Origin of the sequence: Psychrobacter sp. UBA2769 (assembly GCF_002352555.1) — a bacterium.
In the GTDB taxonomy this organism is placed as follows: domain Bacteria; phylum Pseudomonadota; class Gammaproteobacteria; order Pseudomonadales; family Moraxellaceae; genus Psychrobacter; species Psychrobacter maritimus.
This window is the reverse complement of the sequence record NZ_DEIR01000018.1, coordinates 95,403-119,970: the sequence shown is the minus strand read 5'-3', so window position 1 is coordinate 119,970 and position 24,568 is coordinate 95,403. Positions and strand designations below refer to the sequence as shown.

Below are 24,568 nucleotides of genomic sequence, written 5' to 3'. Positions count from 1 at the left end.
AAACAGACTCATATCGATGCGGATATGAGTCTGTCTTTGATTGTTTGGAAACTTATCCTATGACCCACGCCTTTATACTTCGTGACGAGACGGTTTTATGTCGTCAAACGCCCAATGGCTGGTGGCCTGTACAGGTTCAGTTACCAGATTCGGTTAATGATACAGCGTTAAACACTCATGACATTCATGATATCCATAACATTCAGCCAGCTTATCAAGTTGGACGAGTCACGCTCCTTGAAAGCTTAGCGCCGACTCATTGGTTACCTAATAACGATATAAAAAGCAGCACGCTCAGCATTGATAGTGCAGATAGCGCTAGTTTGGCTGATTTTGAAACCGATACTGCCAATACTTTTACATCACAAGCGGCCATTGCCATTACTTATGACTATGCCACAGGCCATCATATTGATTTACCGAGAATTTTAGAAAGTCATGATTTAGAAAGTAACGCTCTAAAGAATAACGATTTAACAAGTAATAGCGACGAGAAAATTAGTCCAGACACCGATACTTGCGCTTTTATTGCGTATCGTCTGCTTATCACGCAGCTGCCATTCGCGTTATCTGACCAGCTTAGCCAAGCCATACAGTTATTACGTTGGCAAGCAGATACGCAGTTTTGTAGTCGCTGCGCCGCTCCCGTGGTACATGCCGCAAGCGCTGAGCGTGCGATGGTCTGCCAAATTTGCCGCTTACGCCAGTATCCACGTGTGCAGCCGTGTGTTATTACCGCCATTACCCGACCGAATCCGCAAACGGGTAAAATGCAAATATTATTGGCGCACCATCACCGTTATGGGCAGCAAAAAACGCCTCAGCAAGCGCTACAATATGGTTTGATTGCCGGTTTTGTAGAAGTCGGTGAAAGCTTAGAGCATGCGGTGGTACGCGAAGTGGCAGAAGAGGTGAATATCAGCCTCAAAGATATTCGCTATGTCAGCAGTCAACCTTGGCCGTTTCCGTCTAATTTAATGCTTGGTTTTCGAGCCTCTCATGCTGGCGGTGACATTGTGATACAAGAAGATGAGCTGTCACATGCAGATTTTTTTGATCTGTCAGATTTGCCAAAAATACCGTCAAAAGGCAGCATTGCTTATGCGCTGATTGCCCAAATTGCTCATGAACAAGGCATCTCACTTTAATGGATATTTAATTCATAAGGGCAAGATGTCTTTTTATAAATATAGATGTTCTTAATAAATAGCGCTATTACCCTATTTATTTTAATATCAGCATCTAGCATTGATATAAAGGTTTTACATTAAATGCAAAGCACCATGAATAAAAACAGCAGTCATATCCGTCTCACCAATCTACCTATCTTGTTCGATAGCTTGAACATAGAGAGCTTGCCTGTCGCCACCCAAGCAAAGATTGCGCGCATTGACGCCTGCTTGCCGCAAACCCAATGCGGACTTTGCGACCATGCTGATGGCTGCTTGCCGTATGCGGTGGCGATTGTTATCGACAATGAGCCTTATAATAAATGTGTGCCCGGTGGTCAGCCGGTGACCGATGCGATTGCACAAATCATCAATCAAGATAGTAGCGATACACAAACCTTTAGCGCTGAACCGTCAAAATGGCCAATAGATGTAAGCTCGCAGCGTCCAGTAGAAGTGCGCGCGGTGATTCGAGAAGATGATTGTATCGGCTGTACCAAATGCATCCCTGCTTGCCCTGTTGATGCCATCGTCGGTACTGGCAAGCATATGCATACTATTTTTACGGATTTATGCACAGGCTGTGAGCTATGTATCGCGCCCTGCCCGGTTGATTGCATTGACTTGGTCACCGTTGAGCGTACCCTATCAACAGCTGAGCGCACGCTTGAACAAGAGGATTTACGCCAGCGTTATCATACCCATTTAAGACGCGTCAGTGAGCAATTGGCAGATAGCAGCAATAGCAAACCTGTGGTCAGCATGGTGGAGGCAAAACTGAATAATGCCGCCAGTCAATCGTTGAATATCAGTGAAGCACAAGCAAAAAACACCATTGCAGCGGCAAAGCTACGCAGTAAAATTAAGAAGTTAGAAAAGCAGCTTAGCGTACGGCCTAATGAGAGCAAACAACTGGAACTTGAAGGGTTACAAGCTGAGCTTGCACAACTTTAATAGCCAATATCTACTCCTGAATAACCAATGAATAAAATAATGGTAACAATACCATGAGTAAAACCGTTAAACATAAAACTGCCGATACACCGCCATCGAGGCGTATGCCCAATCGTGATGTGCGTCCGTTTTTTGAGAAGTTGGCTGCGACGATTGATGAGCCAGTAACTGAGCTCAATTATAACAGTAACTTTGAGCTGCTTATCGCGGTCATATTATCGGCACAGGCGACCGATGTCAGCGTCAATATTGCCACCAATCAGCTTTATCCGGTGGCGAATACGCCTGAGTCCATTTTGGCATTAGGCGAAGAAGGACTGAAAGCATATATTAAGAATATCGGCTTATTTAATGCCAAGGCCAAAAACGTTATTAAAACCTGCCGTGACTTGATTGAGAAATTTGATAGCACCGTCCCTGATAACCGTAAAGACTTAGAGTCTCTAGCGGGTGTCGGACGGAAGACGGCGAATGTGGTGTTAAATACCGCCTTTGGGCAGCCGACGATGGCGGTCGATACCCATATCTTTCGCGTCGGCAACCGTACGGGACTTGCCACGGGTAAAAACGTCTTAATCGTTGAGAAAAAACTGCTCGAACGTATCCCCGATGATTTTATCGTTGATGCTCACCATTACTTGATTTTGCATGGGCGCTATACTTGTCAAGCTCGCACCCCAAAATGCGGCGCTTGTCCTGTTTATGAAGAATGTATGTTTAAGGATAAAGCGGCATTTTTAGAGCTTTAAAGGCTTTTAAATATTTAGAGCTTTAAAGACTTTTAGAGCCTTAAAAACTTTTAAACATCTCCTTTCTAAATACTTCGACTTAATACTTTAATTTAAGGAAGCAGAATGCAGACCCTGACCGCACTCGTATTTGACGACTTTGAAACCTTGGACTTATTTGGGCCTATTGAGCTATTTGGTAGCTTACCTAACGATTTTCGCATTCAGTTTGCGTCAATGAAAGGTGGTATCATTCATAACCATCATGGTGTTGCCTTGCAAACTGTCGCAGTAGCAGAATTAGCCCATCAAACGAATATATTATTGGTCGTCGGCGGTAAAGGTACACGCCCACTCATCAATGATAGTAGTTTTTTGCATACCCTGACTACGCTCGCTGATAACGCCGACTGGGTACTTAGCGTCTGTACGGGTAGTGCTTTATTGGCGAAGGCAGGTATTTTAGACCATAAACGAGCCACGTCAAACAAGCGTGCTTGGCAATGGGTAACCGAACAATCAGATCAGGTTGATTGGATAAAGCAGGCGCGCTGGGTCGTAGACGGCAAGTTTTATACTTCTTCAGGTGTCACGGCTGGCATGGATATGGCGCTTGGTTTTATTGCTGATAGACAAGGTCGCGATAGCGCAAAAGAAGTCGCTGACTATACAGAATACCGCTGGCAAGAAGACAGCCGCCTCGATGATTTCTACAATTGTTAGCCGTCATGGCTGACACTAGAGTTTTACCTCGATTCACGGTAAAATATCATAATTTTTTGATTCACTTTTACCTTCTATTTTCCGTTAACATTTAATAATGACTGATTTTATATATTACAGTCCCTGCAATTAAGCGATCCCACTATGCGCGAATATAATTTATTTACCTCAGAGTCTGTGAGCGAAGGCCATCCAGATAAAATGGCTGACCAAATCTCAGATGCTATCCTTGATGCCATTTTACGCCAAGATTTACATGCCCGTGTGGCGTGTGAAACGCTGGTTAAGACAGGTGCGGTCATACTGGCAGGCGAAGTCACCACGACTGCCAATATCGACGTTGAACGTATCGTCCGTGATACGGTAAATGGCATAGGTTATCATCACTCAGACTTGGGCTTTGATGGCGAGACCTGCGCCGTTATTAATATGCTGGGTAAGCAATCTCCTGAAATTGCTCAAGGTGTCGATCGTAGCGATCCTGAAGAACAAGGTGCCGGCGACCAAGGCTTAATGTTTGGTTATGCCAGCAATGAGACCGAAGTATTGATGCCAGCGCCTATCGAATATGCCCATCGCTTGATGGAGCGTCAATCTGAACTGCGCCGTGGCGGTGAGCTGCCTTGGTTACGTCCAGATGCCAAAGCCCAAGTGACTCTCAAATACGACGGTAATAAACCGGTTGCCATTGATGCCGTGGTTTTATCAACGCAACATGACCCAAGCATCTCTCAAGCAGACCTGCAAGAAGCGGTAATGGAATCCATTATTAAGCAAGTATTGCCAGCAGAGTTATTGCATGCCGGTACGCGCTATCATATCAATCCAACGGGCAAATTTGTCATTGGTGGTCCTGTCGGTGATGCTGGTCTTACCGGTCGTAAAATTATCGTTGATACTTACGGCGGTATGGCGCGTCATGGTGGCGGTGCATTTAGTGGTAAAGATCCTTCAAAAGTCGATCGCAGCGCTGCCTATGCAGTACGTTATGTGGCCAAAAACATCGTCGCTGCTGGTATTGCAGATCGCTGTGAGTTGCAAGTGAGCTATGCGATTGGCGTTGCTGAACCGACTTCGATTTCAATTAACACTTTTGGTACTAACAAAATCAGCAACGATGAAATCATTAGCTTGATTCGTACCCATTTTGACCTACGTCCTTATGGTATTACGCGTATGCTGAACTTATTGCAGCCAATGTACCAGCAAACCGCAACCTTTGGTCACTTCGGTCGCCAAGGTTCTGAAACCGCCTTTACGTGGGAAAGAACTGACAAAGCGGAAATCTTAAAAGCAGATGCAGGTTTATAAGTCTGACGTTAGACTTTTTACTATTTTATCCATTTTTTAGATTTATTCAGTCTTTACCCTTCTTAAGTTTAAAGACTGGCGTGATATATTTAAATTTACTTACCCTTATTAGGAGTCGCTTATGTCTCAAGACAATATGCCAAACAATGCCCAAAATGATGATATTGATGCCGCTCTTGAAATCACCCCTGAGATGCAAGCGTTTTATCAGCGTGCCGATGCGATTATTGGTGTGGCAAACAGTCAACTAGGTCCTGAAGCGCATTCAGGTCAAGTAGGCGCGTCACTGCTTTATGCGGCGGCACGTTATAGCGCGTCAGTTGCCTCGATTGGCTTTGTAAAGGGTGATGATTTCGCCAAAGAAAAAGACGATATCGTTGAGTTTTATACCAAACAATATCGCCAAATGCTGAGCGACAACTTAACTGATTATGCACAAAATTTTGATAAATATGTGCAGCTTAATAAAGATGATAAACCTGCGCAGTAAGCTTTCTAAAAGCTTACTCAAGAATTTTATTAAGAAGTAACATAAATAACCCAAGCCTTATAAGCTTGGGTTTTTTTATCTGTTTTGCACTAGATGACTGAGCATAAATCCTTTACTATCAAATATCTTACGAGCAAATGTTCTATGATTAAATACTAACCTTTGCATTGATGATAGACTTTTTTTAACACAAACTTTTGATGCAAAATGAATAATTAAAAGCACGTATACATAAAATATAAGGATATTTATTATGAGCGCTCTATCTAGACCATGGCTATCTCTATTAAAGCCTTCTACCCTCGCCCTATCACTGACCATAACCTTGACGCTCGGCTTAGCGGGTTGTAACAATATCAGCCCTAACTCTAACTCAAGCCCTATGCCTGATAACACAGCTATTCAGCCGCCCGCTCCTAATACCAGCCAACCTCCAAAAGGAATCGTTGCCCAGTGTCCAACCTTTGATCCCGAAAAAACCATGTGTACGGCGCAATACGATCCGGTCTGCGTAAAAACACAAGTGGGCTCAATGATAAGCTATCGCACGGCGGGCAATGCCTGCTCAGCTTGTAGCACCCCTGAAGCAATCAGCTATGTAAAAGGCGAATGCTCATAATGAATGTCTAAAACAGTAACGCTGATTTTAAGAGCATATCGTTAAATACCTATCATCCGTTAAAAACCAATAAATTATTCAACGCCCATAAAAAATCCCAGCTTAACACTGGGATTTTTTATATTTTTACTACGACTGTCTGTTAGCAAACCTGCTATGAACATTCACTACATAGCTTTGAATTATAGCTATTAGTCATCACTAGTCATCACTAGTCATCAGTCGGCTTTAGACTTGGTGGTCCGGTTAATAATTCCTCATCGCGGAACTCATTGGCTGAGTTATGCTCGGCAGATTCTTCAGTGATAAACCACTGCTGATTACGATAAAGTATCAATCTATCACGGCTCAAGCCCCTCAGTAATGAATACATCATAATGACAATGACCACGGCAAACGGAAAGCCCGAGACAATAGAGGCTGCTTGTAGCGCACCCAAACCGCCTGCGGCTAATAGCACCGCCGCGATAACCCCTTCGGTACCTGCCCAGAATAAGCGCTGGATTTTTGGTGGATTGGTATCGCCGCCTGAGGTCAGCATATCAATCACAAAACTGGCAGAATCTGATGAGGTAACAAACCAAAGGACAATCATCACCACGATAAGCCCGTTTAGTGCTGCGGTCAGCGGATACGACTCCATCAACTTAAAGATAGCACTACCGGTATCCGCGCGCACTGCTTCAACCAATCCAGGGCTTACCATATTTGGGTCAACCGCCGCCATCAACTCCATATGGACTGCTGAACCACCAAAGGCGGTGAACCATAAAAATAAAATGGTAATAGGGATTAATAACACCCCTAAAATAAACTCACGAATGGTACGACCACGAGAAATACGGGCAACAAATACCCCAACGAATGGTGACCAACTAATCCACCACGCCCAATAGAATACTGTCCATGATGACTGCCAGTTTGCTTCACCTTCATAAGATTCCGTCCATAGCCCAAGCGGAATTACTTGATGTAGGTAATTACCGATATTTTCAAAGAAGCTGTTAAAGATAAATTGGGTTGGACCCAAAATAATCACAAAGCTTAATAGCACAATGGTAAAGAAAATATTGATATCACTTAAACGCTTAATGCCTTTATCAAGCCCCATCAATAGTGACAATCCTGCCAGCATAGTGATAAAAGCAATCAAGATAATCTGCACGGTGATGTTATTTGGAATACCAAATAAACTCTCAAGCCCTGAGTTAATCTGCAGTACCCCAAGACCTAAGGTCGTAACCACACCAAACATGGTGCCAAATACCGCCAGCGTATCAACGATATGACCCATAGGGCCGTAGATTTTTTTGCCCAGCAACGGATATAAAGTTGAGCGAATGGCCAATGGCAAACCACGGCGATAATGAAAATACGCCAAGGATAACGCTACCATGCCGTAAATTGCCCAAACATGCAGACCATAATGCAAGAACGAGATGTTCATCGCTTGCTTGGCCGCGGCAATGCTTTCAGGCTCACCTAAAGGCGGTGCCATAAAGTGATATAGCGGCTCAGCTGTACCCCAGTAGAGCAAGCCAATACCAATACCGGCCGAAAACAGCATGCCAATCCAAGAAACAATATTGTACTCTGGGGTCTCGTTTTGGTGACCCAATCTAATATCGCCATAGCGGCTAAATATCAGATAGATACTCATCACCAACGTTAAGTTGACCACCATGATAAAAAACCAACCAAAGCGCATCGATACAAATGCCTTCGCTTGGCCAAACACTTCGCTTGCCAATTCATTAAAAAAAGCACCGAAGATAATAAATGCGAGGATTAAAATCGCTGAGGTTAAAAAAACAGGTTTACTTACCCGTGGAAAAGGGCCCAATCGGCCAACTTTAACGTGATCCATTCAGTCGTCTCAATTTTTTAGGACGCCAACCTTAACAAGATATTTACAAAGTATCAAATCCGGTCAGTCATCTGTTAATGGGCAAAATTAAAAAATCCTAAGATAACGATGCATCTTAGGATTTTAAATGACAATTATTATATTGTTTATTTAGGTAAAATAAATATAAGCTAACTATATGATTCAACGTATAAAAATATCTTTGATATGGCGATATTCAGCCTATCAATCACCTTTCACAATTTTAGGCGGACCTTTTAATAGCTCTTCATCCACAAACTCATTGGCTGAATTATGGTCGGCTGACTCGTCAGTAATGTAACGCTGCTGGTTGCGATATAAGATAAGACGGTCACGACTCATGCCACGTAATAGCGCATACATCATCACAAATATGACCAAAGCAAAGGGCAATCCTGCCACGATGGCCGCCGCTTGTAATGCTCCTAATCCACCTGCTGCTAATAAAATTGCCGCAATCACGCCCTGCATAATGGCCCAAAATAAGCGTTGGATTTTGGGTGGATTGGTATCGCCACCAGCGGTCAACATATCAATGACAAAACTGGCCGAATCTGAAGAGGTCACAAACCAAAGTACAATCATCACCACAATCAATAGGGTGATAGGTTTGGTAAGCGGATAGTATTCAACCAATTTAAAAATGGCACTACCGGTATCCGCTTGCACCGCGGCGACCAATCCTGGGCTGACCAAATCAGGGCTAATAGCGGCTAATAGCTCCATCTGAATCGCAACGCCACCAAAAGTCGTAAACCAGAAAAATAAAATTGTCATCGGGATAAGCAGCACGCCAAATACAAACTCGCGAATGGTACGACCACGACTGATACGCGCAATAAATACGCCGACAAATGGTGACCAGCTGACCCACCATGCCCAATAAAATATCGTCCAAGCGCTTTGCCAATCAGTGCCACTATAGGCTTCACTCCACGTCGATAAGGTGACGATGTTTGCCAGATAGTTGCCAACGTTTTCAATAAAGCTATCAAAGATAAATAAGGTGGGACCCAAAATCACCATGAAGGCCAGTAGAATACCGGTCAGCCCCATATTAATATCACTGAGGCGCTTAATCCCTTTATCAAGACCTAGCATCAGCGAGCCACAAGCCAGTGAAGTTACGAAGGCAATGATAATAAACTGTACGGTCAAGGTATTAGGAATACCAAATAAACCCTCTAGACCCGAGTTAATCTGCATAACCCCAAGACCTAACGAGGTCACAACCCCAAACATCGTCCCAAATACCGCCAAAATATCGACGGTATGACCCCATTTACCATAAATCTTTTGCCCGAGGATAGGATACAAGGTTGAGCGAATCGATAACGGCAGACCACGGCGGAAGTGAAAATAGGCTAACGACAGTGCCACGACGGTATAAATCGCCCATGCATGCAGCCCCCAATGCAAAAACGACAGATTCATCGCTTGCTTTGCTGCCTCTACAGTCTGTCCCTCACCAACGGGCGGTGCCATAAAGTGGTATAAGGGTTCCGCTGTGCCCCAATAGACCAATCCAATCCCGATACCCGCCGAAAACAACATCCCAATCCATGAAAACAAGGTATATTGCGGTCGCTCTGTCTGTTTACCTAAGCGAATATCACCGTAGCGGCTGGCGGCAAGGTAAATACAAAACACCAGCGCCACGTTAAATAAGATGATAAATAACCAGCGGAATTTTTCGGCAATAAAGTCCTGTAAGAAGCTAAAAAGCGCTGCGGCAGTTTCAGTAAATAACGAGCCAAAAATGATGAAGCCGACAATTAAGATGCCTGATGTGATAAATACAGGCTTATTTACCCTTGGAAATGGGCCGAGCTTACCTACTTTTACTTCGTTCATTCGCTAAAACCTCATATTTAAGAAAGGTCACCTTAACAAACTAACCTTTAATTATCAATTAACTACAAAATAAACTTGATAAAGATATTTTTTTGTAACAACTTGCTTGGCTATTTTAAATCTTGATTTGGACATTTTAAGCAATTATCCAGTTAGATTATTTAGCCAGCTATTGATGCAGGCCATTAGATAAATCACTAATTCGGCAATAATCGTAGCAGCCTGCCTTTAGCGCCATCTTCTAATAACCACACTTGCCCATCGACGTTTAAGACGCCACGGATACGTTCACCCATATCATAGCGATAGCGTTCTGCCGCTCCGTTATTTTTATCAAAACTCACCACGATGAGCGCTTTTGATGATAAGCCACTGATCAGCGCATTGCCTTGCCACGCTGGAAAGTCATTATGTTTACCGGCGTGATAAATACTCATAGAAGAAGGTGAAGTCACCGGCGTCCAAGTAATTTCAGGCGCTGCAAAATCGGGACGTGTATCGTGATCCGGAATATCGGTTCCTGTATAATTACGGCCATTCGAGACGATTGGCCAGCCATAATTATTGCCTTTTTCAATAAGATTAAACTCATCACCGCCGCGTGGCCCCATTTCATGCGCCCAAAGTCTGCCTTTGTCATTGAAAGCCATGCCAAGTACATTGCGATGACCGATGGTCCAAAACTGGTCAGCGATATCATTATTTGTATTCATAAATGGATTATCGGCTGGCACCGAGCCATCAGGATTTAATCTGATAATTTTACCCAAATTCACACTCATATCCTGCGCTGGGGTTTTTTCTTGGCGCTCGCCTGAGCTGATATATAAATACTGCCCGTCAGGTGAAAACAGTAAGCGATGGCTATAATGCCCTTGTCCTTTTAGTTTTGGAAATTGCTCCCAAATGGGCGTCATGGCTTGTAAGCTTGGGGCGTCAGTATCTGACCCCGTCAATGTCGCTTTGATTACTTTTGCACCGAATTTATTACTATCAGCAGCTTTGCCTGCTTCAACGTAGCTAAGATATATATTATTAGAGGTAGCAAAATCTGGCGCAAGGATAATATCGCCAAGTCCGCCCTGCCCGCCATAAGCCACTTTGGGTACGCCAGCGACGACTGTTTTAGCACCTGTTGCCGTATTAACAATGAATAGCTCGCCTGTCTTTTGGGTCACAAGCAGTTTGGCTGCTTTACTATTGACGGTAGGCAACGCGGTCATTGCCCAAGGTTCATTAAAGGTGGTCACTGCTTTCGTTGCAAAGCTAGGTTTTTCCATATTTGCTATAGATGCATCGATAGAGGCTTGCCCTTCTTTATACTCGGTCAGATCTTTATTGGTATTGACGGCTGAAGGATTAGAGCACGCAGAGACACTAAACAGCAGTGCGGTAAGAATTAACGGTAATGTTATTAGCCTATTTGTCTGTTTTTTATTGTTTATCATCCTGATGTCATCTCCTTTAATATTGCTGTCTTTTTTTTGGCATCTAGGTTGTTTATACCATAGTCAAAGTACGGGCAAAGTATAACAACGGTAAAATAATGCTTACAACAAACGCAAAAACCCCTTATCCACCCATATAAAATATAGGCAAATAAGGAGTTTTTTTAAACCATAACCATCATTTAGCGACAGTCATTTAGCGTTTGCTATTAGCTCATTCTAAGCTTATCAAAGGTCAATTTATCATCGGCGCTCACATCGACTTTGATGATATCACCAGCGACAAAATCACCCGCCAGCAGCTTCAATGACAATGGGTTTTCGATCTCTTGTTGGATAGCACGTTTTAGTGGACGTGCACCATAAACCGGATCGTAACCAACTGCCACCAGCTTGTTCATCGCATCGGCTGATAGCTCGATATCCAACTCACGCTCATGCAAGCGCTGACGCAAGCGATCCAACTGAATCGCCGCAATACCTGACATCTGCGACATACCGAGCGGATGGAATACCACAATCTCATCAATACGGTTGACGAACTCTGGGCGGAAATGCTGCCCAACTGACTCCATCACCTCAGCTTTGATATCCTCATAGCTTTCGCCGACCATCTCTTGGATCTTATGCGAGCCCAAGTTACTGGTCATGATGATAACGGTGTTTTTAAAATCCACCACGCGACCTTGTGAATCCGTTAAGCGACCATCATCCAATACTTGCAGTAAGATATTGAACACATCAGGGTGCGCTTTTTCAACTTCATCAAACAAAATCACACTATAAGGCTTACGGCGTACCGCTTCAGTTAATGCGCCACCTTCTTCATAGCCAACATACCCTGGAGGCGCGCCCACCAAACGACTGACGCTATGCTTCTCCATATACTCACTCATGTCGATACGAACAATCGCATCCTCAGAGTCGAACAAGAAGTTCGCCAATGATTTAGTCAGCTCCGTTTTACCGACCCCAGTAGGCCCTAAGAATAAGAACGATCCAGAAGGGCGATTCGGATCAGACAAACCTGCACGGCTACGGCGTACCGCATTGGCGACCGCTTCGACCGCTTCATCTTGACCGATGACGCGCTCATGGAGTTTTTCTTCCATCGCTATCATCTTGTCACGCTCGCCTTGCATCATTTTGCTGACCGGAATACCAGTCGCAGCCGCCACGACCTCGGCGATTTCATTATCCGTGACCTTATTACGTAGTAGTTTGATACCACTATTTTCACCAGTCTGCTCTTTTTGCTCGGCCAAATCCGACTCATGGATACGGCGCTCTAGCTGCGGAATGGTTTCATACTGCAGCTTACTCATGGTCTCGTAATCGCCTTCACGGCTGGCTTTATCGTAAGCAATACGCGCTTTATCGAGCTCGTCTTTTAGCTGTTGACTGCCTTTGACCAGTGCTTTTTCTGCTTGCCAAATCTCATTAAGATCAGCGTACTCTTTTTCAAGCTCTTCAATTTGTGCATCAAGCACTTTACGCTCTGCTTGCGCACCAGCGTCTTCTTCGTTTTTGAGCACTTCGCGCTGCATTTTTAACTGAATCAAACGGCTATCAAGTTTGCCAAGTGACTCAGGCTTGCTGTCCATCTCCATACGCAGACGACTTGCCGCTTCATCAATTAAATCAATCGCCTTATCTGGTAGCTTACGATCAGTGATATAGCGATGACTCATGCGCGCGGCAGCAATAATCGCGCTGTCTTGAATATCAACACCATGATGCAGCTCATAACGCTCTTTTAAACCACGCAAAATCGCAATGGTATCCTCGACCGTTGGCTCATCGACCAGCACCTTTTGGAAACGACGCTCAAGCGCGGCATCTTTTTCGATATACTGGCGATACTCATCGAGTGTCGTCGCACCAACGCAATGTAACTCACCGCGAGCTAACGCAGGTTTTAGCATATTACCAGCGTCCATCGCGCCATCGGCTTTACCAGCACCGACTAACGTATGCAACTCATCGATAAATAGAATGACATTGCCTTCTTGCTTTGATAAGTCGCTAAGTACCGCTTTGAGTCGCTCTTCAAACTCACCACGGAATTTTGCCCCCGCAATCAATGAGCCTAAATCTAACGACAACACTTCTTTACGGCGTAGTCCTTCTGGTACATCACCATTGATAATTTTTTGTGCTAAACCCTCAATAATAGCAGTTTTACCAACACCCGGCTCACCAATCAGTACAGGGTTGTTTTTGGTACGACGTGACAGCACTTGAATGGTACGGCGAATCTCTTCGTCACGACCAATCACCGGATCAAGCTTACCAAGCTCCGCCTGCTCAGTTAAATTAATCGTATATTTATTCAACGCATCACGCTGATCTTCCGCATTTTGATTGTTCACCGTTTCATCACCACGTAATTGTTCAATGACTGCTTTTAACTTACTTGCCGTTACGCCAGCGCTTTCAAATATCTTTTTGGTGTCACCTTGTTCAGCAAGTGCCAACATCACCCATTCAGTGGCGATAAAATCATCACCTTCTTTTTGTGCTTGACGATCTGCCAAGTTCAAAATTTTAACCGAATTAGGATTTAAATTAACGTCGCCGGTTGGCTCGCTAATCGTTGCTTGATTGTCGAGTGCCTTTGCCACACCATTTTTTAGCGCAGGAATAGACGCGCCAGCTTGCTGGCAAATAGACAAGTTAGACTCATCTTGCAGCAATACGGCCAGCAAATGCACAGGGTCGATACCTGTATGGTCGCGTCCTAAAGCCAGACTTTGGGCTTCTTGAATGGCAGATTGCAATTTTTGGGTAAACTTCTCGAATCTCATATTTGTTTCCTCTTATAATTAATAATATTTTATATCTGATAGTAGCTGCGGCTTTTTATAAGTATTAAGATGCCGTAAGCTTTTCGTTGTTATCTATATCGGGTTTGTTAAGTATTATTTCAATGTAAATTTAACTTTTATCAATAATATTTAGTAGCTTATGAGCGTCAGTTGCTTTCAATTAAATAGACCATACAAAACACTAATATATCACCTTATCAATATAAACCTTACTTATAACAATGATATGACGATAAAGCATTAATAGGCACATTTATGGGAGATTTCAAGGGAAGATAGAAAAGAAAAAATAGGAAGTTTGGGATTTTTCAGAAAGAAAGAGATGAGTATGTTAAGAGTATGAATAAATTATCGAAAAAAGCTTGAATGAGTGATTTAGAAATATCTATAAAAGTAGAAAGTAGAAAGTAGAAAGTAGAAAGTAGAAAGTACGTTAAATTAGAGCTGAATGAACGTATGTTAACAAGGTGCTTATTCCACAATTTCGATAGGTGTACCAATCTCTACAGCCGCCATGATTTCATCCATCTCATTATCGGTAACGGCAATACAGCCATCCGTCCAATCACGTTGCTGATTTATCGCTGCCAAATGCCCAAAACCGTTTTTCTGCCCATGAATCATAATATCACCGCCGGGACTAACGCCACGTGATTTGGCACGGGCTTTATCCGCCGCATTGGGGTAGCTTACGTGAATAGAGCGATAGAATTTAGATTTTTCATTTTTATAATCGAGTATATAAGGACCTGTCGGAGTACGTTTGTCACCTTGTTGCTGCTTATGACTGACAGGATTACCACCGAGCGCAATATGATAAGTTTTAATCACTTTATTATCGCTTAGCAACTGCAGGGTGCGAGCGGATTTATCGACAAAGACTTTATCAATCACAATATTGTTAAGCATGGCTTGTGTGTTCTCTGAAAAACCCTCAGCAGCAATGGCACTCGTGCTAGTCATGATAGCGAGGCTAAAACCTATGACGATAAATAACCAATGTGAATATTTACTACTTATATTGAAAAAAGACATAGTTTTTGCTTCTTAAAGGTAAGCGCTCATTGATAAAACCATCTTTGATAAGATAGCAAAATACTATGCCAAGTTTGTGCAAGCTTTATGAATTAAGGGTAAATTTGCTGCACTCAAAATCTAAAATCACCTTATACCATACGAATTGCGCCATCTAGGCGAATCACTTCACCATTTAAGTAGGCATTATCAATAATATGCGTGACCAATTTAGCAAACTCATTTGGATTGCCTAAACGCTTAGGATAAGGGACACCGGCCTCTAACTGCTCGCGCGCTTTTTCAGGAATAGTATCCATCATCGGTGTGGCAAAAACACCAGGCGCAATGGTCATAACGCGAATACCATGACGCGCCAGCTCACGCGCTAGCGGTAAGGTCAGACCAACGACGCCTGCTTTAGATGATGAGTAGCTTGCTTGCCCCACTTGCCCATCAAAAGCCGCGATAGAAGCGGTATTGATAATGATGCCATTATCAGCATTCTTCTCATTAGCGCTTTCTGTATTATTGCCGTTCGCCACGCGCTTAGCAATACTAGCCGCGACCAAACGTGCGACGTTAAAAGAGCCAACAAGGTTGATATTAACCCCGCGACTAAAAGCATCAAGGTCCGCTGGGTTATTTTCACGGTCAAGTAGCTTTTGTACGACAGCGATACCAGCACAGTTAATGGAACCTTGCAGACCGCCAAATTCTTTTTCAGCCAACTCAACAGCCGCTTGTACCTCATCACCACTGGTCACATCACAACGTGCAAAGCGTACATTGTCACCTAGCTCATTAACCAAAGCTTGCCCAGCTGATTCGTTTAAATCAGCAATAACGACCTTGCCGCCTTGTGTGACGATAGCACGAACCACTGATTCACCCAGACCTGACGCACCGCCTGTAACCAAAAAGCTGTGTTTCTCTATTTGCATAACAATTCCTTTTATTAAAATTTTTACTGCTATCTTTATAAGCTAACTATTTTATTATCTTCAACTTCTATGAATGCTTCAACTCATTTATGCCTCAGACAAACTACGTAGTAAAAAGCGCTGGATTTTACCGCTTGGCGTTTTTGGTAACGCATCGACAAATTCAACTTCACGTGGATAAGCATGAGTCGATAGACGTCTGCGGACTAAGTCCTGAATCTCCTTGGCAATCTCGTCCGTTCCCTCGATACCATCTTTTAGCACCACATAAGACTTAATCTTATGACCTCGCACTTCATCTGGCACCCCAACTGCTGCTGACTCTGCGACTGCCTCATGCTCGAGCACGGTGTTTTCAACATCCGTAGGCCCTACGCGGTAACCTGCCGTGATAATAATGTCATCATCACGCCCAGAAAACCAATAACTGCCATCGCTATGACGCTCGACCACATCGCCGGTCAAATAATAATCATCAGCAAAGGCGTCTTTTTCATTCCAGCTATAACCGCGGAAATAAAACGCGGGCGATTGGCTAACCACTACGGCAAGCTGCCCTTGCTCACCATCAGGCAATATATTCATGTCATCATCTAATACGACCAATGTGTGCCCCGGTAGCGCCATGCCCATCGAGCCAACTGGGCATTCATGTGCTAGTGCATGGTGTTCGCAGCAAGTCATACCCGTTTCGGTCTGCCCATATTGATCACAAACTTTACAGTTTAAGTAGGTTTCAACCCAGTTGACGACTTCGGTATTTAAGGTTTCGCCTGCTGAATTGGCACAGCGTAACGATAGCTTGGCATTAGCATCGTCGTGAGCACTTTCAAATACACCGCTTGATTTCATCATACGAAATGCCGTTGGTGAAGAAGCCAAATTGGTAATCTTATGACGGACCATAAAGTCGCGGGTATTGGCAGCATCAAAGCCCAATTCATTAAAATAGGTGGTGACGCCCATCAGTAAGGGACCCGTAATCGCGTAATATAGTCCATACGCCCAACCGGGATCGGCCATATTCCAGTAGTTATCATCGGCGCGCAAGTCAATCGCATAGCGCATATATAGATAAAAAGCTGATAGCGCACTTAATGGCACACTGACGCCTTTTGATTTGCCCACCGTACCCGAGGTAAACATTTGCAAAAACGGTGCATCTTCATCTAACAAAACAGCATCTACCGTTTGCGGCGGCGTTGCCATCATTTGTGCATAGTTATCATCACCCCAGCTTTGCGCATCTACCTTACTACCAACCAACACCATTTTGGTTTGCTTAGCCAAGTCGTCAAACTTGCCACGATTTTCTTGATTGGTAAAAACTACCTTGGTATTAGCTTTATCCATTCGATACTTAATCGAATCATAGCCAAAAGCGGTAAACAGCGGCTGATAGACTGCGCCAATCCGCCAAGTAGCTAAAACAATTGTGAGCAGCTCAGGCGTACGCGGTAGCATGGTCGCTACTTGCTCACCGACTTTTACGCCATAAGACAATAATATATTGGCAACTTGCGCACTTGCCTTATCCAGTTCCGCAAAAGTCATGCGCGTTATGTTGCCAGCGGTATCTTCATGAACTAATGCCAAATTATCGCCGCGACCGTCACGCACATGACGACCACAACATGCCATATAGGCATTTAGACGGTCATCTAAATTTTCACCAAATATCTCTGTTAATAGGGCATTCATATCAAAGTTATTATAGTAATCGCTATAGCCAGTTGGGTTTGAAGAAGACGAATTGCTTTGAGACAGGTTGTCTGAAGACAAATTGGTTGAGGACGAAAAATCTATAGAAGAGGTATTCATAAGCTAATCCTTTAGCAATCGAGGGTCACTGACGATATCAGCGATTTATCAGGAGTAAAACAGTCATATCCTATACACTGTTTTCTCTTATTGTTTGCACTTATTAAATTTCATATGCTCTATTAGTAACGCATTTTTATATTTATTTCAATACATAACGTATCATTTTTAATTTTAATATGGTTTTCTTAAGGAAGATAAGCTTATTTTATGCCACTTAAAAATCCTAGTAATGCTTTCTCTTCACAGCTTTGATATTGCTTGGTACGTCCACGGCGCGCTTGCTTATAAGGCTCAAAAAACTGTCCTACTAAAAAGCGCTCGATAATAACTGGATTAATATAAGAAGCGCGGCAAACAGCAGGTGTATTGCCAAGCTCCTCCGCCACCGCTTTGACCATAGCAGTAACCAGCTGTTGACGCTCGTCGCTATTGGGTTCACTGGCTAATATTGCTTGCCCTTTCGAGGTTTGCAGCTCATCGTATAAATGACTGGCTGCAAGAACACTTGCCATCCAAGTACGAAAGTCTTTTGCGCTATATAAATTGCCGCTATACATCTTGCTCTCACAATCATGACCACAAGTATGTGTGCGTAGATAGTCATTGATATCACTACTGTCGACAACTTGCTTGTTGCCATCATCGTCCAAATATTTAAAAATCTGATAACCAGGCAACTCACTACAGGCCTGCACAATGTCAATTAAACGCTCGTCTTGCAATTCTATATGATGCTCTTTAGCACTTTTACCGACGAAATCAAACGCTAAGCCATTATCGGTTTCACTGACGTGCTTGCTGCGTAATGTGCTGATGCCATAACTCTTATTGAGCTTAGCATAGCGGCTATTACCGATACGAATTAACGTAGTTTCCAGCAACTTGACCACGGCCGCTAGTACATTGGCGCGTGATAACGACTGCGCTTCTAAATCTTTTTCTACTTGCGCACGTAGGTTTGGCAAAGCCTCAGCAAAACCTATCATGGCATTAAACTTAGCTTGGTCACGCACGCGATCCCACTCGGGATGATACAAGTACTGCTTACGCGCTTTATCATCGCGGCCTGTCGATTGCAGATGCCCTTTATCATCTTGGCATATCCAAACCTCTGACCACATCGGTGGTATTACAAGCGCATCAAAACGCTTGCGCAACGCTTTATCTTTCACCGTTTTACCTATGGCATCTTTATAGGTAAAGCCGCGTCCCCAACGCCTGCGTGTAAACCCTGGCTCATTATCACTGACATAGCGTAAGTTGGCCAAGCCAGCCAAATATTCATAATCATGGCGCACATCTTGCGTGGTTGTTTGGTCATCTAGCTTCGCCATAATACATACTCGATTGATAAAATAGTCGTTTTAGCATAATCAATTGCGCTTGTTTTTGCTGTTTGTTTGCCACGAGCAAAGTGTAATCGATGTGTAAGAAACACTCTTTAAAGGGTTCTAAATAATGAGCTTTTCAGCCATAATTCGACAACAATCACCACTTAAGTTAAATAAATATCATGAAAAATACCTCTATAAAAATAACTCCATTATCTAAAGCTGATTAAGAATCTTGGTTAAATTTATGGCAGCGCTATCTGGCATTTTATGAAACCAGTTTGCCACTGCGTACGACTGACACAACATGGCGCAACTTGCTTGATAATAACGCACCGATTTATGGTTTTGGCGCTTGGCAAGACGACACGCTGCTAGGTATCACGCATGTGGTGCTACATCCCAATACTTGGAATACTACTGAGTGTTGTTACTTAGAAGACTTATACGTTAGTGAAGCGGTGCGCGGTCAAGGCCTCGGGCGCGCATTGATTGAACACGTATATGAATTTGCCGATAAGAAAAACTGCAACCGTGTTTATTGGACGACGCAAGAAGAAAACACTACGGCGCGCAAACTCTATGATGTAATTGCCAGTCAAACGGACATGGTGCAATATCGTCAAAACTTATAATGGTTGTCCAATACTTTATGACTCAAACTTACCTCAAAAGACAGCCACAAAAAAAACGCCAAGCATTAAATACTTGGCGTTGATTGTTCTAACACGAATCTAAAAACCATTATTTACCATAAGTGCATAAATAAGCCGTTTCTACGTCCACTTTTACTTGAAACTTCTGATTGGCGTCAATGGTAAATTGCTCACCTGCATTAAAGGTTTGCCACTCATTACTTTCTGGCAACTTCACCGTCAATGCACCACTGACTACGCTCATGGTTTCAAATTCGCTGGTACCAAATTCATACTCACCAATTTCCATCACGCCAACGGTAGCCGGCTTGGTCGCTGTTTGAAAGGCGATAGAAGTGACTTTATTATCAAAATAGTTATTAACGCTTGGCATAATTTTCCTTAATTAAATAGTGTTTGGGTTTAAATTTATCTTTCAAATGGTATTAATAATAGTCTAATCTTACAATCCCGCTTTTAGGCTTGCTTCGATAAATTGGTCGAGGTCACCATCTAGCACCGCGCCAGTGTTAAAGGTCTCAACGCCAGTACGCAAGTCTTTAATGCGCGAGTCATCGAGTACATATGAGCGGATTTGACTGCCCCAACCGACATCAGATTTACCATCTTCGACTGCTTGTTGTGACTCCATACGTTTTTGCATCTCAAGCTCATATAGCTTAGCACGGAGCATTTTCATCGCTGTCGCTTTGTTACCATGTTGGCTACGCTCGTTCTGACAAGTCACCACCACGCCACTTGGTTCGTGGGTGATACGCACCGCAGAGTCGGTGGTGTTCACGTGCTGACCACCTGCGCCCGATGAGCGGTAAGTATCGATACGCAAATCGGCTGGATTGATATCAATCTCGACGTTATCATCGATTTCAGGCGACACAAAAACAGCGGCAAACGAAGTATGACGACCATTATTGCTATCAAATGGTGATTTACGCACTAAGCGATGCACGCCAATTTCGGTACGTAACCAACCAAACGCATAATCACCTTTAATCTCAATCGTGGCTGATTTAATCCCAGCGACGCTACCAGAAGACACTTCAATCACGTCAACCTTAAAGCCATGTGATTCCGCCCAGCGCGTGTACATACGCAGTAGCATTTCTGCCCAATCTTGCGCTTCCGTGCCGCCACTGCCTGACTGGATATCCAAGTAGCAATTGTTTGGATCCATCTCGCCACTAAACATTCGGCGGAATTCTAAATCAGCAACGCGCTTCTCTGCATTGTCGAGCTCGGCTTGCACATCAGCAAGCAATGATTCGTCCTCTGCTTCTACCGCCAGCTCTAGCATGGCAGACGCATCTTCTAAAGTCGTTTCAAGCGAAACCACCACGTCGATGACGCCATCAAGCTGACTTTTTTCTTTATTAATCTTGGTCGCGCGCTCTGGATCATTCCAAAGCTCGGGGTTTTCTAATTCTAAATTGACTTCTTCTAAGCGTTCTTGCTTACCGTCGAAGTCAAAGATACCTCCGCAAATCCTGCCCACGCTCAGATAAATCTTTGATTTGTTCTTGATACGGATTGATTTCCATAAGTGTTCCTGTCTTTTTAAATAGATATCTCACTGATATGGCGCTATTTTAAATGAGATTGACGCTAAATAGTTGGCTAATTGCTACTGCCTTTATATTAAATAACTCTAAGCTGCCTAAATCGACCAATCTTCTACTGCCCAGCGATGGGCAAGCGCGTGCGCGTGTAGCGCATCATCGGGTGACACGCAAATAGCCACATCTGCCCACTCGAGTAATGGAATATCATTTTTGGAGTCTGAGTAGGCATAAGTTTTATCAAAATCCATACCCGCTGATTTTCGCTTATCTATCCATTTATTGAGATGGTAAATTTTACCTTCTTTAAAATTAGGCTTATCCGTTAATTTGCCGGTATAGCGCTCGTTTTTTATTTCAAGTGGCGTCGATAGCACATTGGCATCTTCAATACCGAAACGCTTGGCAATGGCTGATACTACAAAGTTATTGGTGGCAGAAATAATCACTACTTCATGACCCTTCTCGACATGATGACAGAGCACCTCCATGGCTTTTGGGCGAATGTGCGGCTCGATTTCCGTCTTAATATAATCTTCGCGTAGCTCATGTAATCTGTCCATCGGTAAGCTACTTAAGAATTGTGCGACAAATTCATTATATTCGGTCGCATCAAGCGTACCTTCGATATAATCTTCATAAAACTTTTGATTGGCGGTGCGATATTCAGCTTCATCAACCAGATTATGCTTAACGATATACTCACCCCATAGGTAATCGCTATCGACATCGAGTAAAGTATGGTCTAAATCAAAAAGTGCCAACTCTTTTGGCGCCTGTCCTGCTTGTGTTGCCTGCATAATGGAACCTTATTCTTGTTTATTAAAGGAATGATTTTTTAGATATAAATAATTTTTGAAATAAAGAGCTTAAAATAAAGAGTGATGAATATAAAATTTGCAGAATAAATTTTTAGAAGCCCACAGTTTACCAAACAAAATTATGCTAACTTGTTTACTTTAATATCTCATTAGCTTATCTTTAGCCTGCTGAATAATAACAATAGAGAACTTTATGAAAGCGCCTGATGATAAAACTGCTTTGTCCAACCGACCGCGACGTCCTGCCCACTCAATCAGAGAAATCAGGCGACGGCAGTTAGGCAAAAGCTATCAATCGCCTTTAGAGCGTCTGCTTTATGCGCTGTTAAATGGCTTGATGTATGGCTTTGGCGGCTTACTTATCGATCTTGCCATCGTTGTTATTCGCTCCATCGCCGGTATGGGCAATGGCGAGATATTCTGGCTATTTACGCCGTTTATGCTAATTTTGGGGGCGTTAACAGGTTTTATCGTCGGTAAAAGCGCTGGTGCTGAAAGCGTCAATGCCTTAAATATCGACGATACCGGTAATAATCATTACCTTAGTGACCATTCTATTCGCCATGATATCTTTCGCGGCCTGATTATCGGCATTATCATTTTTGCCGTTATTTGGCTTATCATGATGCTAATGGCATAACGACCGTTTGCTTAAAGAGCCGCTCAATGTCAAAAAATAAATTAACATTCATAAAAAGGATTGCTCACTATAAAGCCATCCTCTTTTTTATAAAATTGCTCTGACTTCTATTGTTCTAACATGTATAGCAATTAATCAGGCATCGCTATTTCTGTTAAGCCAGTTTTAAATTTTTGACAACGCTCAACATAATGTAACGCTGACATTTTTAACATTGCCGCCTGCTCATCGGTCAAGGTTTTGACCACTTTTGCAGGGGCGCCCATCACCAGTGAATTATCCGGAATCTCTTTACCTTCGGTGACCAAAGCTTTGGCACCAATGATACAGTTTTTGCCGATTTTGGCATTATTTAACACCACCGCGCCAATACCTATCAAGCTATTATCACCAACTTCGCAGCCATGCAGCATCGCTAAATGTCCAATGGTGACATAATTACCGATTTTAACTTCAATGCCTGCATCGGTATGAATGACGCTGTTTTCTTGCACATTACTATAGTCACCGATATGAATGCGCTCGTTGTCACCGCGAATCACCGCCCCAAACCACACGTTGGCTTTATGACCCAAATATACATCGCCTATTACCCGTGCTGAATCAGCTACCCAGCCATTAAAAGGTACTGCAAACTCTGGCGTTTTGTCTAAATATTGATAAATCATCATCCATCCTTAATCGTTATTTTTATATAAGTTTATAAATGGTAAAAAGTGTGTGGTAATAAAGCTAGCGTAAAAAACGTGTCATAAATAAATGTGACCTAAAGCGTGATAGTTGTAAAGAAAGATAAAAACTTTATAGTATAATGCTGCCGCCAATCAATAGAGCAATTAGCATAAAGCCGTATGCCATTTATCCCTATAAAATAACCATAAGATTTTATACGGACAATCAACGCTCACCAACCCTTCTTAGGATCGCAGTGATGATCAGCAAAAAATATGTCCCTATCATTTTACTATCGACCAGCTTGATGGCTGCCATCCCTGCCCACGCAGAGAGTAGTTCTACTAGCAAGGTAGGCGATGTGCTGGCCTTTGCGATACCGGCAGCTGCTTACGGTAGCACTTATTATATGGATGATAAAGAGGGTCGTCAGCAATTTTATTATTCATTTGCGACCAACGTTGCTGCGACGCAAGTGCTAAAGTCAGTGATAGATAAAGAGCGTCCCAATGGCCGTGATGAGAAATCCTTCCCCTCTGGTCATACCTCAATGGCGTTTCAGGGCGCAAGCTTTATTCATAAACGCTATGGCTTAGAATATAGCATTCCTGCTTATATTGGCGCAGGTTTCGTGGCTTATAGCCGTGTTGAAGCCGATGAGCATGATGTGGCCGATGTATTGGCAGGAGCAGCCTTAGGGGTTGCCAGCAGCATGTATTTAACCAAAAGCTATTATGATGACCAATTGCATATCGCCACCAATTTAGCACCCGACTATTACGGCTTATCGGTGCATTATAATTTTTAAGGCTTTAGATTGCTTGTAGATATAGTCAGTTCGATGTAAAAACGATATGGCGAGTCTATTTTATTTGGCATCAACTATACAACCTGTTTAGAATAAAAACGCTTTTGGTATTGCCTCAGTTTTTGATTAAATAACAACCGTTTTAACATTATGCCCATTTTATCCGCCTTCCTCACCTTAAGGTGCTAGCCCTTAACGCAAAACTCTAGTATAATGCGCAAAATCTGTGCCAAAGCGAGCGGACATGATGTAAGTTACTTATTCACCCCTTAGTGAATCCTGTACCTTTT

Annotated in this window: 22 protein-coding genes; 10 read left to right on the top strand and 12 right to left on the bottom strand. The window is 43.2% G+C overall.

Going from position 1 to position 24,568, the window contains the following annotated elements; genetic code table 11:
- Nucleotides 1–59: 59 nt before the first annotated feature.
- The 7 genes from nudC (at nucleotide 60) to B3Q63_RS08395 (ending at nucleotide 5,994) form a co-directional block, all read left to right on the top strand.
- Nucleotides 60–1,148: an NAD(+) diphosphatase gene (gene nudC / locus B3Q63_RS08425; protein ID WP_296175677.1), complete on the top strand. Its 1,089-nt coding sequence runs from the start codon at nucleotides 60–62 to the stop codon at nucleotides 1,146–1,148.
- 123 nt (nucleotides 1,149–1,271) lie between these two features.
- Nucleotides 1,272–2,123 carry an RnfABCDGE type electron transport complex subunit B gene (locus B3Q63_RS08420; protein WP_227673514.1) on the top strand — a complete coding sequence of 284 codons (852 nt, stop codon included), beginning with the start codon at nucleotides 1,272–1,274 and terminating at the stop codon, nucleotides 2,121–2,123.
- 53 nt (nucleotides 2,124–2,176) lie between these two features.
- The gene (gene nth, locus B3Q63_RS08415; protein ID WP_296175675.1) at nucleotides 2,177–2,872 is read left to right on the top strand and encodes an endonuclease III; all 696 of its coding nucleotides are present in this window, start codon (nucleotides 2,177–2,179) and stop codon (nucleotides 2,870–2,872) included.
- Nucleotides 2,873–2,977: 105 nt separating this feature from the next.
- Complete coding sequence (locus tag B3Q63_RS08410; RefSeq protein ID WP_296175673.1) at nucleotides 2,978–3,574, top strand: DJ-1/PfpI family protein; 597 nt, start codon at nucleotides 2,978–2,980, stop codon at nucleotides 3,572–3,574.
- A 144-nt stretch (nucleotides 3,575–3,718) separates the two neighbouring features.
- On the top strand, nucleotides 3,719–4,885 hold the full coding sequence (gene metK, locus B3Q63_RS08405; protein ID WP_201624619.1) for a methionine adenosyltransferase: 1,167 nt from the start codon (nucleotides 3,719–3,721) through the stop codon (nucleotides 4,883–4,885).
- Between the two features lie 136 nt (nucleotides 4,886–5,021).
- The gene (locus B3Q63_RS08400) at nucleotides 5,022–5,375 is read left to right on the top strand and encodes a DUF3144 domain-containing protein (RefSeq protein WP_193031653.1); all 354 of its coding nucleotides are present in this window, start codon (nucleotides 5,022–5,024) and stop codon (nucleotides 5,373–5,375) included.
- Between the two features lie 253 nt (nucleotides 5,376–5,628).
- Nucleotides 5,629–5,994 (top strand): hypothetical protein, encoded by a 366-nt coding sequence (locus B3Q63_RS08395; protein WP_296175669.1) that lies wholly within the window; start codon nucleotides 5,629–5,631, stop codon nucleotides 5,992–5,994.
- 211 nt (nucleotides 5,995–6,205) lie between these two features.
- On the opposite strand, the gene B3Q63_RS08390 is transcribed toward B3Q63_RS08395, so the two are convergent.
- From B3Q63_RS08390 to B3Q63_RS08355, 8 genes are all read right to left on the bottom strand, one after another.
- Complete coding sequence (locus B3Q63_RS08390) at nucleotides 6,206–7,861, bottom strand: BCCT family transporter (RefSeq protein WP_201626064.1); 1,656 nt, start codon at nucleotides 7,859–7,861, stop codon at nucleotides 6,206–6,208.
- A 225-nt stretch (nucleotides 7,862–8,086) separates the two neighbouring features.
- Nucleotides 8,087–9,736, bottom strand: a complete 1,650-nt coding sequence (locus B3Q63_RS08385; protein WP_201563560.1) for a BCCT family transporter — start codon at nucleotides 9,734–9,736, stop codon at nucleotides 8,087–8,089.
- 197 nt (nucleotides 9,737–9,933) lie between these two features.
- Nucleotides 9,934–11,184 (bottom strand): PQQ-dependent sugar dehydrogenase, encoded by a 1,251-nt coding sequence (locus B3Q63_RS08380; RefSeq protein WP_296175668.1) that lies wholly within the window; start codon nucleotides 11,182–11,184, stop codon nucleotides 9,934–9,936.
- 209 nt (nucleotides 11,185–11,393) lie between these two features.
- Nucleotides 11,394–13,991, bottom strand: coding sequence for an ATP-dependent chaperone ClpB (gene clpB, locus B3Q63_RS08375; protein ID WP_201565089.1), 2,598 nt, complete (start codon nucleotides 13,989–13,991; stop codon nucleotides 11,394–11,396).
- A 492-nt stretch (nucleotides 13,992–14,483) separates the two neighbouring features.
- Nucleotides 14,484–14,975: a L,D-transpeptidase family protein gene (locus B3Q63_RS08370; RefSeq protein WP_296175667.1), complete on the bottom strand. Its 492-nt coding sequence runs from the start codon at nucleotides 14,973–14,975 to the stop codon at nucleotides 14,484–14,486.
- Nucleotides 14,976–15,178: 203 nt separating this feature from the next.
- Nucleotides 15,179–15,970: an SDR family NAD(P)-dependent oxidoreductase gene (locus B3Q63_RS08365; protein ID WP_296175666.1), complete on the bottom strand. Its 792-nt coding sequence runs from the start codon at nucleotides 15,968–15,970 to the stop codon at nucleotides 15,179–15,181.
- A gap of 87 nt (nucleotides 15,971–16,057) precedes the next feature.
- A complete protein-coding gene (locus tag B3Q63_RS08360; protein WP_296175665.1) occupies nucleotides 16,058–17,791 on the bottom strand; it encodes an AMP-binding protein in 1,734 nt (577 codons plus the stop codon).
- A 203-nt stretch (nucleotides 17,792–17,994) separates the two neighbouring features.
- Entirely contained in the window at nucleotides 17,995–19,128 is a 1,134-nt protein-coding gene (locus B3Q63_RS08355) for a DNA topoisomerase IB (RefSeq protein WP_296175664.1), read from the bottom strand.
- A gap of 257 nt (nucleotides 19,129–19,385) precedes the next feature.
- Between B3Q63_RS08355 and B3Q63_RS08350 the strand changes: the two genes are divergently transcribed.
- Nucleotides 19,386–19,760 carry a GNAT family N-acetyltransferase gene (locus B3Q63_RS08350; RefSeq protein ID WP_349676429.1) on the top strand — a complete coding sequence of 125 codons (375 nt, stop codon included), beginning with the start codon at nucleotides 19,386–19,388 and terminating at the stop codon, nucleotides 19,758–19,760.
- Between the two features lie 109 nt (nucleotides 19,761–19,869).
- Here the strand turns inward: B3Q63_RS08350 and B3Q63_RS08345 are convergent, their stop codons facing one another.
- The 3 genes from B3Q63_RS08345 to B3Q63_RS08335 all read right to left on the bottom strand — a co-directional run bounded on the left by B3Q63_RS08345 (nucleotide 19,870) and on the right by B3Q63_RS08335 (nucleotide 22,137).
- Nucleotides 19,870–20,154 (bottom strand): pyrimidine/purine nucleoside phosphorylase, encoded by a 285-nt coding sequence (locus B3Q63_RS08345; protein WP_201618732.1) that lies wholly within the window; start codon nucleotides 20,152–20,154, stop codon nucleotides 19,870–19,872.
- Nucleotides 20,155–20,223: 69 nt separating this feature from the next.
- A protein-coding gene (gene prfB / locus B3Q63_RS08340; RefSeq protein WP_201618733.1) for a peptide chain release factor 2 occupies nucleotides 20,224–21,319 on the bottom strand; the annotation gives its coding sequence in 2 pieces (ribosomal slippage) (nucleotides 20,224–21,246 and nucleotides 21,248–21,319; 1,095 coding nt in all).
- 116 nt (nucleotides 21,320–21,435) lie between these two features.
- Entirely contained in the window at nucleotides 21,436–22,137 is a 702-nt protein-coding gene (locus B3Q63_RS08335) for an HAD family hydrolase (RefSeq protein WP_296175662.1), read from the bottom strand.
- Nucleotides 22,138–22,351: 214 nt separating this feature from the next.
- Here B3Q63_RS08335 and B3Q63_RS08330 point away from each other — a divergent pair, with 214 nt between their 5' ends.
- A complete protein-coding gene (locus B3Q63_RS08330; RefSeq protein WP_296175661.1) occupies nucleotides 22,352–22,798 on the top strand; it encodes a hypothetical protein in 447 nt (148 codons plus the stop codon).
- Nucleotides 22,799–22,929: 131 nt separating this feature from the next.
- Here B3Q63_RS08330 and B3Q63_RS08325 read toward each other — a convergent pair whose 3' ends face one another.
- Complete coding sequence (locus tag B3Q63_RS08325; RefSeq protein ID WP_201618896.1) at nucleotides 22,930–23,466, bottom strand: gamma carbonic anhydrase family protein; 537 nt, start codon at nucleotides 23,464–23,466, stop codon at nucleotides 22,930–22,932.
- 263 nt (nucleotides 23,467–23,729) lie between these two features.
- Here B3Q63_RS08325 and B3Q63_RS08320 point away from each other — a divergent pair, with 263 nt between their 5' ends.
- Nucleotides 23,730–24,278, top strand: a complete 549-nt coding sequence (locus B3Q63_RS08320) for a phosphatase PAP2 family protein (protein WP_296175660.1) — start codon at nucleotides 23,730–23,732, stop codon at nucleotides 24,276–24,278.
- The last annotated feature ends 290 nt before the right edge of the window (nucleotides 24,279–24,568 follow it).